Here is a 13,116-nt window from a genome sequence, read left to right as displayed (position 1 = left end):
GTTTGGGACATAATAGCTTGAATCTTAAATCCTATCTTGCACTACTTTATTATAGGCTCAGATATAAATACCAAGATCTGAAGCTTAAGCTAGATATCAAAATAGCAAATTGGAATAAGAAGGGTAAAGAACGTCTCACCGTCATGGTGATCCCTCACTCCGAACAAAAGACGATCAACTTTCATATCTCTTACAGAGCGATCACAATCTTCATCGGGACAATTCTGGTCCTTCTTCTTATCAGCTCTATTAACGTTCTTAGTCATTCGGGATCTATTCACCAGCTTACTGAGTTGAATTTATCCAACCAAGACTTCATTCGTCAGTCTGCTAAAATGAAAGAAGAGATCAACGGTCTTCATGAACACGTTGAATACTATCACAATCATGTAGGCGCACTTTATGGAAGATTGACCGGAGACAATTCCAAAGTTGCAAAAGGGATCGGTGGAGCAGAAAAGCTTGCTCTTGGTCCCGATAATAACTTAGCACCAGGTGCAGAAGTATTTCGCCTGAAAGAAGACGTTCACAATCTTAAAGTTGCAAACGAGCTCACGCAAGAAATCATAAGTATATTAAAGAAACGTAAAAATCTAATCCGTCAAACCCCGTCCATCTGGCCGGTAAAAGGATATGTTCTTTATCCTTACGGAGAATATCTGAATCCGGTTACCGCTCGTAGAGACTTTAACAATGGATTAGATATCGGTGCTTTCGCTGGATCGGAAGTAGTGGCAACTGCTCCAGGAACTGTATATGAGATTGGATATACTCGTAATACCGGATACTTTGTGAAAGTAGCTCACAAATTCGGTTGGAAAACGATTTACTCTAATTTGGATCGTGTAAAAGTGAAAGCGAACCAGCAAATTTCCAAAAACGAAGTATTAGGCTTCGTTGGGAAATCGGAAAACAGTCCTCAGTACAGTCTTCATTATGAAATTCATGTGGGCACCAGAGCGATTGATCCTTTTGCATTCTTGAACCAGATCCAAGACTGATGGCCCATACAGAAGAGCAATTAGCAGTAAATAGCATCATCGGCGAAGGCGCCGAATTCAGCGGAGACTTCAAACTTTCCGGGCTTCTACGTATCGACGGTATTTTTAGGGGAACCATAAAAACCGACGGAAAAGTCCTAATCGGAAAGACCGGAATCGTCGATACGGATATTAAAGCTCGTATTGTCGTCGCCGGCGGTGAAATTAATGGGAATATATTCGCGTCGGAACGAGTGACTTTGCTCGCCAGCTGCCGTATGAAAGGTGATATCATCACTCCAAAGGTAGTTATGGAAGAGGGAGTACAATTCGAGGGAAATTGTAAGATTAACCCGACCACTCATTGAAGATCCAATCTCAGCAAAAAGATCCTCGCACAGAATCACGTAGAAAAAGAGACTTCGGACTTTCTCTAAGTTCTTCCTTATACCAACCTGTACCAAGTTCCGTATCAGATTCCCAGATACCGGATTCTAAAAGTGAATTTTTCGATCTAGTAGAACATCTACTTCCTTATAATCAGGAAAGAACAAGAGATCTAAATTCTCTACTTAGGGACCTTCCCGATGCTGAGAGAAATTTTTTAAAATCCCCTACTTACGCAAATCTAGAAGTTTATAAAAGGATCGTTCAAGGTATCCTGAAAGAAGTTATGGATCGTAATACTAGTTTAGAAACTTTACGTACCAGAGCAAGAGGTGGTTCAGAGAAAGTTTACCAAGTGATCCAAATTGTAGATGATAAGATCCAGACTCTAGCAGACTTTATTATTCATCCTGAAAATTCTACTTTTGATCTGATGAAAAGAATGGAAGATATTCGCGGTCTATTAGTAGACCTGATGAATTAAGATAGTGTTTTAGATCCTAAGTTCTTAAATACTTCGGGAAGTTTTGCAGGCTTTCTGGATTCTAACTGTAAAAACGCCCAGGTCAATTCTCCGTTACAAACCAAACTATCGTCCGATACTTTTCGGACCTGAATATTCCAAAGAATGCTAGCAGGTTTGATCTCTCCTGCGTTTATATAAATTTTTAGTTCTTCGTCGAATCTTGCAGGTGATTTGTATTCTATCAGTGAACGAGTTACTACAAAGTCCAGGCCATTCTTTTCTAATTCGCCCTTATAGTCGTATTTTAAAAATCTCATGTACTCGTTTAGAGCTGTATCAAAGTATGTGAGATAATGAGCGTTGAATACTACTGCTTGTGCGTCGATCTCGGAATAACGTACTCTTAGAGTATAATAAAACTCCGATTCGTTAGAACTCATGGATTACAATCCTAAAGCGTCTAAAACTTTTTGCAAAGCATCCAAGCTTGGATAAGCAATACTGAGTTTTCCTTTTCCGGAAGAAGAATTATGAGTGATGTCCACTTTCATCGAATATTTTTTGCGGAACTTGTTTTCGAGTTCTACAATATCTACTTCTTTACGTTTGGATTTTTTCTTTTCTTTAACCGGAGCTTCTTCAGTTAAATTTGCAACGATGTCTTCTACCTGACGGACAGTCAGACCCTTCTCTGCAATTTGATAAGCTAGCTGTTCTGACTTTTTACGATCCGCGATGGATAGAAGCGGTCTTGCATGACCTTCTGATATTCTGCCGTTCTTTACCAAATCCATAACTGAATCAGGCAATTGTAAAAGACGAATTAAGTTAGAAACAGTCGCTCTATTCTTACCTACACGAGATGCGATATCGGTAATCTTTAATCCGGATTTTTCAGAAAGAGTCTTGTAAGCCAAAGCCTCTTCAATCGGATTTAAATTTTCTCTTTGGATATTTTCGATAAGAGCCATTTCCAAGGTTTGTTGAATATTGGCTTTTTTAACTACTACAGGAATTTTTACGAAGCCTGCAATTTTACATGCACGATATCTTCTCTCTCCTGAAATGATCTCATATCCTGAACCTGTGTCCTTAACTACAATCGGTTGGATCACTCCGTGAGCTTTGATAGTCTCTGCAAGTTCACGCAAAGATTCTTCATTAAAAGTTCTTCTTGGCTGGTCAGGATTCGGACGGATCTCGGAAAGTTTTACTTCTCTAAGCGAACCTTCTCCACCTGCTTCCTTGAAAGATTTTTCCTCCGAAACAGGAATTAAATTCCCGAGTCCCCTTCCTAATGCTTTCGGTTTTGGACTAGCGCTCATTAATTTTTACCGGCAACTTCGATCGCTAGACTTCTATAACTTTGAGCACCTATCCCATCCGGATCATATGAAAGAATAGACTTACCGAAAGATGGAGCTTCTGAAAGTTTGATATTTCTTGGGATAACTGTAGTATATACTTTTTCTTTAAAATAAGACTTAACGTCTTCTGCCACTTGTTGTGCAAGATTGGTTCTCTTATCGAACATAGTAAGCAGCACACCTTCAAGCTCAAGTGAAGGATTCAATTTTTCCTGCACAAGAGAAATGATCTTCATTAGCTGAGTCAGTCCTTCCAAAGCGAAGTATTCAGTTTGAAGAGTGATCATCACACTATCAGCCGCAGATAATGCGTTGATAGTTAGAACACCAAGAGAAGGAGGACAATCGATGAGTATATAATCATACTCTGTTCTCAAATGACCGATCGCTTCTTTTAAACGATACTCACGATTCTCTTCTCCCAATAAGTCAGCTTCCGCACCTGACAAATTGATATTTGAAGGAATGATATGAAGATTTTCGATATCAGTTCTTTTGATACATTCCGCTGCGGAAGATTCTCCGATCAAAAGTTCATAAGAAGTATTTTGGAGAGTATTGATCTCGAACCCTAAACCGGATCCCGAGTTACCTTGTGGATCAAAATCTACGATTAAAACTTTTTTACCAATCGCAGCCAGATTTGCTGCAAGATTGATGGAGGTAGTAGTCTTGCCTACGCCGCCTTTTTGATTACTGATGGATACGATCTTTCCCATAGAATTCTTTGCTCTCCTTCTCGAGGAGCTTCCAAGCTCTAGGAATACCTTGCCTTGCCGATCCGACCTTTTTCAAGACTTTAATATGTCGCATGCCTAAAAATTCGAGTTCAGATAAAAATACGGTCTTAATAACTTCAAAGCCACTATCAGTTAAGATCTTCTTCTCAATCTTTGAATCAAACTCGTCTTTCCCGATAAAAGGGACATAATATCCTCCTTTTATAATACATCTACTTAAGACTTCTGCGCTCCAAGGATAGGGCACAAACCCCCTAGAAACACCCAAATTCCAGTCAGTTTTCCAGTCCTCCGCCCTTGCAAAAAGGAAATCCACACCTGTGATCTTATTTTCTTTCACGAAAGTCTCTGTATGAGAAAGCTTTCTTCTTTGTGAATCTAATAGAACTAACTTAGGCCTTTCCTTTTCTATTAAACAACGAAAGAAGAAGCCGGGTATACCCGGACCTGTGCCAGCATCTCCCACCTTCATCTTGTTAAACGATCCAAGTATCTGATGGATCTTATAAATATGAAAGATTGATTCAAGAACATGACGATCTAAGATCTCGTTCGTATCTCTTTTGGAGAAAAAACCGCCTGCTTGATTTTTTTCTTTTAGGAAGGATAAGAATAAAGAGACAAGTTCCCAATCGAATAAGGGAAGGATCTGTTCTGCGTCTTTTGGGAATCTATATTTTACCGCAGCTTGTATCCCATCCGGATCATGATTGAAGTCCGGATGGCTTGTCTCTGTTTCTGTCATTCTACTTTGCGACTTGGTGATTGTATTCGATGATAGATTTGAATAAAATTTCAATACCCATCTTGAGCTGAGGAACACTCATGCTCTCGTTCTTACCATGAATTCCATCTATCTCTTCCGAGGAAAGTAATGCGGGGATAAGTCCGTAACATTTTAATCCAATTTGTCTGAGATACGAACTGTCAGTAGTTCCAGGTGATAAGAATGGTGTAGCGATGGATCCAGGTTCAACTGTAGTCACAGTACCGGCGAGAACTCTAAAAAGTAATCCATCCATCGGAGAAATACTTCCGGACTCTAAGTGACGAGCACTCACTTCTACTCCGTATTTTTCTCCGAGTGCCTTCACTTCTTCAAAGATCTTTTTCTCATCTTGTCCAGGAAGAATACGAATATCTAAAGAACCGGTTGTCTCGGAAGTGATCACATTCATTCCGATAGGATGACTATCGATACCAGTTAAACTCACTGTGTTTCTAGTCATTGCTCTAAGATGTCTGTTGGAGTTGATCACACCTTTTAAGATCAAAAAGAGTAATGGATTTCTAGATCTCTTTAACACAAATGAATCTGGAAAATTACTGATCCCTCCTAATGAATAGAAGAATGCTGCAGTCTCATCCTTGATCATCGTTTTGTTTCCGATGTTCTGCACATCTTGCAAAAAATCTACCATGGACTTTGCAGCATAAGATACAGGAGGAGTACTTCCATGTCCCGGAATTGATTTAGCTTTTAAGTCCAACCACACTGCACCTTTTTCCGCTAGTTGTATGTTGAAAACTTTAGATCCTTTGATAGCTATGTCTTTCGATCCAGTTCCACCTTCATTCCAAACATATTCATATCCATTGAATATTTCTTTATGTTTATCTACTAAGAATCTTGCTCCGTGTTCTGAGCGGCTTTCTTCATCTGCGATAGCAAGGAACATTAAGTTTCTTTCTAGCGGGACCTTTTTCTCATGAATAAGTAAGAATGCATAAAGTTGCATGATGCCAAGACCCTTAACATCTACTGCGCCTCTCCCATGAATTCTATCTCCTTTTCTTACTCCGGAGAATGGAGGAACGTCCCAATCTTTTGCATCTGCTTCTACAACATCGATATGATTTGTAAGTATTAACCCTTCTTTCGTTGAATCTTTACCTTTTAACTCAGCGAGAAGAGATGCTCTATCCGGCTTACCAGGATATTCAATAATGCGAGAAGGAATTCCTCTCTTGTCCAAGATAGATTTTAAAAAGAGTGCACCTTCTTTCTCTCTACCTCTGATAGTAGCTATTCTGATATATGCCTGTAGATCTTTTGCTGCTTCTTCACTTAGAGAAGAGTAATCTAAGTTCGGAACAATAGCTTCAGGTTGGATGGGTTTGATCCCTTTTTCAGTGAATGCGATTGTATAAAGGACGAAGATCGCAATAAGAGCAAGGATTGTGATTCCGATTTTTTTGAGGGACATATTTCCTCTCCACTAGTCTTTCTTTATTGGCTTCTAATGTTTTCGGTGTAGAAGCCCGTAAAAAAATATTCAGTCAGTTGGCTTCGGCAAGGAGTTTTCCTTTGATTCTGAGAACAGAATGTTATAATTTTCTGTAGGACCTCCTACCAAAGTAAAATGAGATTCCAAGAGTCTTACAGATACTACAAAAAGAAAAGACCTCAATATCTGATCTTGATCCGGTATCATTACGGAAGAAATCCATTCAAATTTCCTAAAAAGACTCTTAACATTTTACGCAAATAGTCGATGTCTAGAAGGAGGTAATCTCCATGTTAAAAAGAGTATTCTTCTCTTTCGTTTTTATCTTCTGCATCAGCCCGATACATTCTTTCACTCCCGGAAAGTGGTCTCATACCGATAGGATCGTTTTAGGATTCGAAAAAGGCGGACCTACTCAAGAGCTAGTAAAAGATTCGAAAGGTAATCTAATCTATACTGCTAAGTATGAATATGATCTTTCTGGAAAATTGATTAAGGAAAACTATATCGGACAAGATGGAAAGCCTGATGGTTACACCAAGTTCGTATACAAAGATGGAAAAATCCTAAAGGAAGAACTCTATAATAAAGACGGAGTGAACCTTGAATCCAAAAACTTCGGATACAATAAAGCAGGAGTTCTTTCATCGATCGAACTAATAGATCAAAACGGAAAGAATATACTTACCTGCACGATCATCTCTTGGGGTGAGAACGGGTTGGTAAAAGAAGCCCAAACTGAATGGGTTGATGCAAAGACGACTGAAAGATTTGCTATAGTTAAAGACCCGAACAAGCCAGGACTATTCCAACAGAATATTTACAATGAAGATAAACAACAAGCTGCATCTACTGTCTTGACTTTTGATTCGAATGGAAAACTTCTAAGCCGTATGAATGTTCAAGGAACAATTGAAAGAATGAATCGATTGATCTGGGATAAAGAGAATCGTTTACAACAATTTACTTTCTTAATCAAACAGGGAGATAAATGGGCAGTGGAGAAAACTCACGAGCTCGTTTACGGAAAATAAACTACCTGCGTTTCATGTGAAACAGAGAGAAGGGAGGGCAATCGCTCTCCCTTTTTTATTCCTTTTGAAAGACGAACCAGTTCAGATAATATCTCCCGTTTCACGTGAAACGTTGGAATTCCAACACGGAAACGCGCAACAAAGTTGGTAAGTATATAAACAGAAATAAAAAACCCCGAGGCAACCCGGGGTTTTTGTTTTATCAGCAGTCTTTAAACCGGACTCGGCTTTCTTCCTTTGATATAAAAAAGAAGCATATCAATATCACTTGGATCGACACCAGAGATCTGAGCTGCCTTTTCTAAATTTAAAGGACGATGTTTAGTAAGTTTCTGGATGGCTTCTTTCTTAATACCGGGCACCAACGAGTAATCGATCGTTTCAGGTATCGGAGTAGTAAGATATCTATTCTTCCAATCGATAGTATCTTGTTCTCTTTTGATATAACCTTCGTACTTGATCTCCATCTCGATAACTTTTCTATCTTGAGCACTCAGTTCTTCTGACTCAGGTACTAAAAACTTAACATCTTCAAAAGCAATCTCTGGTCTTTTCAAAAACGAGTCCAGCTTTGCACCGTACTTTAAACTTTGGATTCCCTTTCTTTCTAATAAAGCTTCAAACTCAGGGAGAGGTTTGAGAGGAGTAGATTGTATCTTCTCTTTAACTTCAGAGATCTTTTTATATCTACTCGTCATCTCATTGAAGGTTTCTTCAGACACAAGACCCATCTTATATCCATACTTCATAAGTCTTTGATCTGCATTATCTTGTCTTAAAAGAAGTCTATGTTCCGCACGAGAAGTGAACATTCTATATGGATCTTCCACACCTTTATGAACTAGATCATCTACAAGAACCCCGATATAAGATTCACCTCTAGAGAATAACATTGGCTCCTCCCCTCTTAACGAGGAAAGTACACTATAAGCTGCAACCAAACCTTGTGCCGCTGCTTCTTCATAACCTGTAGTGCCGTTAATCTGTCCCGCATGATAAAGACCTTTGATCTTTTTAGTTTCTAATGTAGGTTTTAATTCTGTAGGATCAACATAGTCATACTCGATCGCATATCCAGGTCTTAAGATCTCTGCTTCTTCTAAGCCTACAATCGAACGCACAAGTTTCCATTGTACTTCTTCCGGAAGACTAGTAGATACTCCATTCAAATAGATCTCTTGTGTATCGTAACCTTCTGGCTCTAAAAAAATTTGATGTCTTTCTCTATCAGCAAAACGAACAACCTTATCTTCTATCGAAGGACAATATCTAGGCCCAGTCGATTTAATCTGACCTGAATACATTGGAGAAAGATGAATGTTCTCATTAATCAACTGATGAGTTTTTTCATTCGTGTAAGTGATATAACAAGGGATCTGTCTGCGAGTGATCTTAGTTGTAGAGAAAGAAAAAGGAGAAGGATCCGGATCACCGTCTTGCACGCTCATCACAGAAAGATCCACGGAATTTTTATGAATTCGCGGTGGAGTTCCGGTCTTCAATCTTCCTAATTTCAAATTATACTTCGCAAGTGAATGAGAAAGCCCTTTAACTGTAGGCTCTCCGAATCTTCCGTTCTCTTTTTGGTAAGTTCCTATATGAACGATAGAAGATAAGAAAGTCCCAGTAGTTAGGATCAGATGATTGGTGAAAATTTCGAAACCTCTTCCTGTCCGAACTCCAATAATACGATCTCCTTCTATCAAAAGATCTTCTACTGTATCTTGTCTGATGGATAAGTTCTGTATGGATTCAAGTGTATGTTTTACTTTAAGTTGATATTCTTTCTTCTCCGCTTGAGCTCTTGGAGCCCAAACGCTAGGACCTTTCGAAGTATTCAACATTTTGAATTGGATACCAGTTGCATCGATGACCTTTCCCATTAAGCCACCAAGTGCATCTACTTCTCGAACCATATGTCCTTTTGCAATTCCACCGATCGCAGGATTGCAAGACATTTGTCCTATCGTATCTAAGTTCATTGTGATAAGTAAAGTTCTAGCACCGCCAAGAGAAGAGACATAGGCAGCCTCGGAGCCTGCGTGACCAGCACCGACCACCACACAATCAAATCGATTGGGAAAAAAAGAAGAATTCATTCAGACCTAGCACTCCTGCATAAGCGAATCGTTCGGTCGATCATTAGTCGACAGTAAAGCCTATGCTTAGAATCATGTAATCAATAGTATCACTTTCAGGTTCCCTGTACATGCCCGAATCCATCAAGAAACTCTCTTACTTCGAAGGAAAAATAGTCCCGGAGTCAGAAGCAAATATAAACATCAAAACTCATGCCTTACAATATGGGACCACAGTCTTCGGAGGCATCAGAGGATATTATGATTCTAGTTCTGATAACTTATATGTTTTCAGGATCTTAGATCATTATAAACGTCTTGTGAATTCTACTAAGATCATGCAGTTGCAATTCACAAAAACTCCGGAAGAACTCCGTGACATAACCTTAGATCTACTAAAACAATCCGGATACAGAAGGAACGTTTATCTTAGACCTTTCATTTATACTTCTGCGCTGCAACTTTCCCCAAGGTTCCATGATGTTCCTACTGAACTTGCAATTTATGTTTTGGAGCTGGATGATTACTTAGATACTAAACGTGGACTGACTACTATGGTTTCTAGTTGGAGAAGGTTCGATGATACTGTCATCCCTACTCTCTCCAAAGTCTCCGGTGGATATGTAAACTCCGCTCTTGCAAAATCGGAAGCAGTTCAAAACGGATATGATGAAGCAATCTTCTTAGATGGCAGAGGTCTAGTAAGTGAAGGTTCTGCGGAGAACATCTTCATAGTAAGAGATGGAAAGATCATCACACCTTCAATCTCTTCTTCTTTGCTTGAGGGAATTACAAGACGTTCCGTTCTGCAACTTGCAAAAGACTCAGGTTACGAAGTTATCGAAAGAGACATCACAAGAAGTGAACTTTATATAGCTGATGAGATCTTCTTCTCCGGAACAGGAGTGCAGATCGCTTGGGTAAGTGAAGTTGATAAGAGAAAGATCGGGACCGGAGAGATGGGACCAATCACTAAAAAACTTCAGTCCACATTCTTTGATCTAGTAGTTGGAAAAAATCAAAACTACAAACACTGGTTGACTCCTGTTTATTAATCTTTAATAAAAGGAACATGTCTTCCGCATTCGGTATCGAGGAAATCCAAGGCCAAGAAAGGGCACTAGTATTCTTAAAAAAATACTCATCTCAACCTGACCTTCTTCCTCCCCTACTGATCTTTCACGGACCCGAAGGTACCGGAAAAGAATCCGCAGTCGAAAGATTCATAAGACATGTTCTTTGTTTAGAAGGAACTTCTTGTGGACACTGCGTTTCTTGCAGAGCGTTCATGCATCATTCTCATCCTGATATTGTTTGGTTTCCATTAGAAAAGAATAAGCAAATAGCGATTGGTAAGGAAGACAACCCGGAAGAGTTCACTATCCGTTGGTTGATCCGCACAAGACTTTATTATAGACCGCATCTTTCTAAGATAAGATTTATCATCATCCCCGATGCATCTTTGATCGGTAACGAAGCGGAGACTGCACTCTTAAAATCTTTGGAAGAAGCTCCCTTCTTCACTCGTTTTATATTTATAGTAAACGACTTAGAACAATTGAAAGAAACGATCGTGAGTCGAGCGGTCTGCATTCCTTTCGGTTATCTTCCTCAACAAGTGATCAAGGAATTACATAATAAAAATTCAATACCTTACTTTACTGCGAAAGGTGGAAGTATGGTATCCTTTGATTGTCCACCGGCTGTGCTGGAACAAATTTCTCAAAGAATTAATGGAAATCTAAGACAACCATTGGATTATCTTAGATTAGAAGAATGGATAGTGGAATACAAAGAAGAGCATTCCGATTGGAAAGAAGATTTTTCCTTCAAAGACTTCTTAGATCTAATCGGATTACTATTGTTACAAGAGTTCTCCAAGTCAGATTTTGATTCTAATTTACCTAAGATGGAAGCTATCTTTCGTTTTAAGGAAAAATTACACGAGAGAATACATGGACAAGAGAACATTGCGTTATCTTTGCTTATACATGAGCTATCTCTCCTAGAACAAAAATAGGAAATTCTTTATATTTTCTTTAAACTCTCAAATGTCCACTTCGCATAACAACGGTTAAATGTAATAAAATACTAGTAATTGCACTAAGTGACATAATGACTTATCTATCACTAATCCACTATGTTTTTCCTAAGGTTTCCTTTTCGATTTCCGAATTTTCATTTGTATGCGACTGACGGAAGAAAAATAGTGTAATCTCGTCGGATGGTCCTTCAGACCGTTTCCTAATTCAGTTTTTTCTTTTCCGAGACAAATACGAGTTTCGTATTCATAAAGTCGTCGGTGCGTATTTGATTTTTTTCTTTGGAGTTTTTTTTGGACCCTAGTTGGAAGCGTGTATTAGAGGAAGTTTCCAAGGAAATTCCTCCTACGTACTTTGATAAGTTTATATATACCTTACAATTAGAGAGTTTAACTGACGATCGTTGTATTCTCATAGCTCCATCTTCTAATATAAAGACACATGTTGAGAAAAAATACCAAAACCATATAGAAGAAGCAATCTTCAGAGCCAGCGGAAACAGAGTCCCGGTAGAAATCGTTTTAGAAGCGGCTTCTAATCTAACTGAAGTTCTTCAGGAAAAATTCAAAGATAAGTCATATTCTTTTAATCCGGATTACTCTTTTGATAATTTTATCGTAGGGAACACCAATCGTCTTGCTTTTAGCGCAGCGATGGAATGTGTAAAAAATCCTGCAGAGATCAATCCTTTATACTTATTCGGAAAAGTAGGTGTGGGTAAAACGCATCTTCTGCATTCTATGGGTTCCGAAATTCTTAAAAAAGAACCTTGGAAAACGGTACATTACGTAGATATAAAGTCATTTATGAGCGAGTTTTTGTTCGCTCTTCAATCTAGAGATTCTATCGAATCTTTTAAAATTAAGTACCAATCTTATAACTGCCTTTTGATCGACGATATCCAACTTTTGAATACAGGAGCGGAGAAAACCCAAGAAGAGTTCTTCTCTATCTTCAACTTTCTGTTCGAAAGAAAAAGACAAATAGTAATCGCGTCAGATCGTCCTAGTTCCGAACTTCCACTTCACGAAAGATTAAAATCTAGATTTGTAACTGGTGTTCAGGCAGATATTCAACCACCTGACAGAGACATTCGCGTTGGCATTCTGGAAAAGAACTGCCAGATTTTGAATTTGGGTCTTTCTCAGGAACATATACAGTTCATTGCGGATCTAATTGAAGATGATACTCGCGCGCTTCTTGGCGCTTTGAATGATTTAGCTCTTCATAAAAGAGCGTTCTCTCATCTATTCTTCACCTCAACAATGATAGAAGAGATACTGAAGAATCGTATCTTCCGTAAAAAGAATTTCCAACTTAGCCAAGACAAGGTCATAGAAAATATTTCTTCTCTTTATAATCTGGATCCGAACGAGGTGATGGGAAAGAGTAGAAAGCCTGAGTATGTGATCCCTCGACATCTTTGTATGTATGTATTACATAAAGGTTTCCGACTGAATAAAAGTCAGGTAGGAAGAATGTTCTCTGCAGAGCATACCACTGTAATCCACGCAGTTCGTAACATCGAAAATAAGATGAAAGTCGATAAAGAATTTTCCATTAAAGTGGAAGAAGTTCTGAACCGATTCCGTTTCCAATAAAAAACTTAGTTTCAATTCTTATCTAAAGGCGACATAGACCTATAGATAACCTGTAAATAAATAGTTAATATTCTATGTATAACAAGTAAATAAGACATAACACAAAATTATTGTCCCTTATAGACTTTGGTTTTGAAGGTTATTATAGCAGATACGAAGGAGTTTTTTCCGGTCCCTGGAAATTGTACTTTTC

13 protein-coding genes are annotated in these 13,116 nt (G+C 38.7%); 7 read left to right on the top strand and 6 right to left on the bottom strand.

Annotation, left to right across the window (positions count from 1 at the left end):
- Positions 1 to 17: 17 nt before the first annotated feature.
- Genes CH352_RS08700 through CH352_RS08690 form a run of 3 tightly spaced genes read left to right on the top strand, consistent with a single transcriptional unit; the run spans position 18 to position 1,851 of the window.
- A complete protein-coding gene (locus CH352_RS08700; protein ID WP_100705273.1) occupies positions 18 to 1,001 on the top strand; it encodes a M23 family metallopeptidase in 984 nt (327 codons plus the stop codon).
- A complete protein-coding gene (locus CH352_RS08695) occupies positions 1,001 to 1,348 on the top strand; it encodes a bactofilin family protein (RefSeq protein WP_008589609.1) in 348 nt (115 codons plus the stop codon). Before CH352_RS08700 ends, CH352_RS08695 begins: the two co-directional genes overlap by 1 nt.
- On the top strand, positions 1,345 to 1,851 hold the full coding sequence (locus CH352_RS08690; protein ID WP_100704911.1) for a YaaR family protein: 507 nt from the start codon (positions 1,345 to 1,347) through the stop codon (positions 1,849 to 1,851). The genes CH352_RS08695 and CH352_RS08690 overlap by 4 nt, the downstream gene beginning before the upstream one ends.
- Here the strand turns inward: CH352_RS08690 and CH352_RS08685 are convergent.
- From CH352_RS08685 to CH352_RS08665, 5 genes are read right to left on the bottom strand one after another with little or no spacing between them, the layout of a single operon-like run.
- Positions 1,848 to 2,273: an acyl-CoA thioesterase gene (locus CH352_RS08685; RefSeq protein WP_100704910.1), complete on the bottom strand. Its 426-nt coding sequence runs from the start codon at positions 2,271 to 2,273 to the stop codon at positions 1,848 to 1,850. The genes CH352_RS08690 and CH352_RS08685 overlap by 4 nt on opposite strands.
- A gap of 3 nt (positions 2,274 to 2,276) precedes the next feature.
- Positions 2,277 to 3,158 (bottom strand): ParB/RepB/Spo0J family partition protein, encoded by an 882-nt coding sequence (locus tag CH352_RS08680; protein ID WP_100704909.1) that lies wholly within the window; start codon positions 3,156 to 3,158, stop codon positions 2,277 to 2,279.
- Positions 3,158 to 3,919, bottom strand: a complete 762-nt coding sequence (locus tag CH352_RS08675; protein ID WP_100704908.1) for a ParA family protein — start codon at positions 3,917 to 3,919, stop codon at positions 3,158 to 3,160. The genes CH352_RS08680 and CH352_RS08675 overlap by 1 nt, the downstream gene beginning before the upstream one ends.
- The gene (locus CH352_RS08670) at positions 3,894 to 4,685 is read right to left on the bottom strand and encodes an RsmG family class I SAM-dependent methyltransferase (RefSeq protein ID WP_100704907.1); all 792 of its coding nucleotides are present in this window, start codon (positions 4,683 to 4,685) and stop codon (positions 3,894 to 3,896) included. Before CH352_RS08670 ends, CH352_RS08675 begins: the two co-directional genes overlap by 26 nt.
- Before the next feature lies 1 nt (position 4,686).
- On the bottom strand, positions 4,687 to 6,147 hold the full coding sequence (locus tag CH352_RS08665; protein ID WP_100704906.1) for a M20/M25/M40 family metallo-hydrolase: 1,461 nt from the start codon (positions 6,145 to 6,147) through the stop codon (positions 4,687 to 4,689).
- Between the two features lie 311 nt (positions 6,148 to 6,458).
- Between CH352_RS08665 and CH352_RS08660 the strand changes: the two genes are divergently transcribed.
- Positions 6,459 to 7,202, top strand: coding sequence for a hypothetical protein (locus CH352_RS08660; protein ID WP_100704905.1), 744 nt, complete (start codon positions 6,459 to 6,461; stop codon positions 7,200 to 7,202).
- A 212-nt stretch (positions 7,203 to 7,414) separates the two neighbouring features.
- On the opposite strand, the gene mnmG is transcribed toward CH352_RS08660, so the two are convergent.
- Positions 7,415 to 9,301: a tRNA uridine-5-carboxymethylaminomethyl(34) synthesis enzyme MnmG gene (mnmG, locus tag CH352_RS08655; protein WP_100704904.1), complete on the bottom strand. Its 1,887-nt coding sequence runs from the start codon at positions 9,299 to 9,301 to the stop codon at positions 7,415 to 7,417.
- A gap of 110 nt (positions 9,302 to 9,411) precedes the next feature.
- Between mnmG and CH352_RS08650 the strand changes: the two genes are divergently transcribed.
- The 3 genes from CH352_RS08650 to dnaA all read left to right on the top strand — a co-directional run bounded on the left by CH352_RS08650 (position 9,412) and on the right by dnaA (position 12,923).
- The gene (locus CH352_RS08650) at positions 9,412 to 10,335 is read left to right on the top strand and encodes a branched-chain amino acid transaminase (protein WP_100704903.1); all 924 of its coding nucleotides are present in this window, start codon (positions 9,412 to 9,414) and stop codon (positions 10,333 to 10,335) included.
- Positions 10,336 to 10,352: 17 nt separating this feature from the next.
- Complete coding sequence (locus CH352_RS08645; RefSeq protein WP_100704902.1) at positions 10,353 to 11,300, top strand: hypothetical protein; 948 nt, start codon at positions 10,353 to 10,355, stop codon at positions 11,298 to 11,300.
- Between the two features lie 315 nt (positions 11,301 to 11,615).
- Positions 11,616 to 12,923: a chromosomal replication initiator protein DnaA gene (gene dnaA, locus CH352_RS08640; RefSeq protein ID WP_100704901.1), complete on the top strand. Its 1,308-nt coding sequence runs from the start codon at positions 11,616 to 11,618 to the stop codon at positions 12,921 to 12,923.
- The last annotated feature ends 193 nt before the right edge of the window (positions 12,924 to 13,116 follow it).

It is taken from the genome of Leptospira hartskeerlii (genome assembly GCF_002811475.1).
Taxonomy (GTDB): Bacteria; Spirochaetota; Leptospiria; order Leptospirales; family Leptospiraceae; genus Leptospira_B; species Leptospira_B hartskeerlii.
This window is presented reverse-complemented; position numbering and strand designations above follow the sequence as displayed.

Bases quoted from the DNA above. Each gene is read 5' to 3' on its own strand.
- CH352_RS08695 (WP_008589609.1), top strand. From the start codon at position 1,001: ATGGCCCATACAGAAGAGCAATTAGCAGTAAATAGCATCATCGGCGAA.
- CH352_RS08685 (WP_100704910.1), bottom strand. From the start codon at position 2,273: ATGAGTTCTAACGAATCGGAGTTTTATTATACTCTAAGAGTACGTTAT.
- CH352_RS08680 (WP_100704909.1), bottom strand. From the start codon at position 3,158: ATGAGCGCTAGTCCAAAACCGAAAGCATTAGGAAGGGGACTCGGGAAT.
- CH352_RS08675 (WP_100704908.1), bottom strand. From the start codon at position 3,919: ATGGGAAAGATCGTATCCATCAGTAATCAAAAAGGCGGCGTAGGCAAG.
- CH352_RS08670 (WP_100704907.1), bottom strand. From the start codon at position 4,685: ATGACAGAAACAGAGACAAGCCATCCGGACTTCAATCATGATCCGGAT.
- CH352_RS08665 (WP_100704906.1), bottom strand. From the start codon at position 6,147: ATGTCCCTCAAAAAAATCGGAATCACAATCCTTGCTCTTATTGCGATC.
- CH352_RS08660 (WP_100704905.1), top strand. From the start codon at position 6,459: ATGTTAAAAAGAGTATTCTTCTCTTTCGTTTTTATCTTCTGCATCAGC.
- mnmG (WP_100704904.1), bottom strand. From the start codon at position 9,301: ATGAATTCTTCTTTTTTTCCCAATCGATTTGATTGTGTGGTGGTCGGT.
- CH352_RS08650 (WP_100704903.1), top strand. From the start codon at position 9,412: ATGCCCGAATCCATCAAGAAACTCTCTTACTTCGAAGGAAAAATAGTC.
- CH352_RS08645 (WP_100704902.1), top strand. From the start codon at position 10,353: ATGTCTTCCGCATTCGGTATCGAGGAAATCCAAGGCCAAGAAAGGGCA.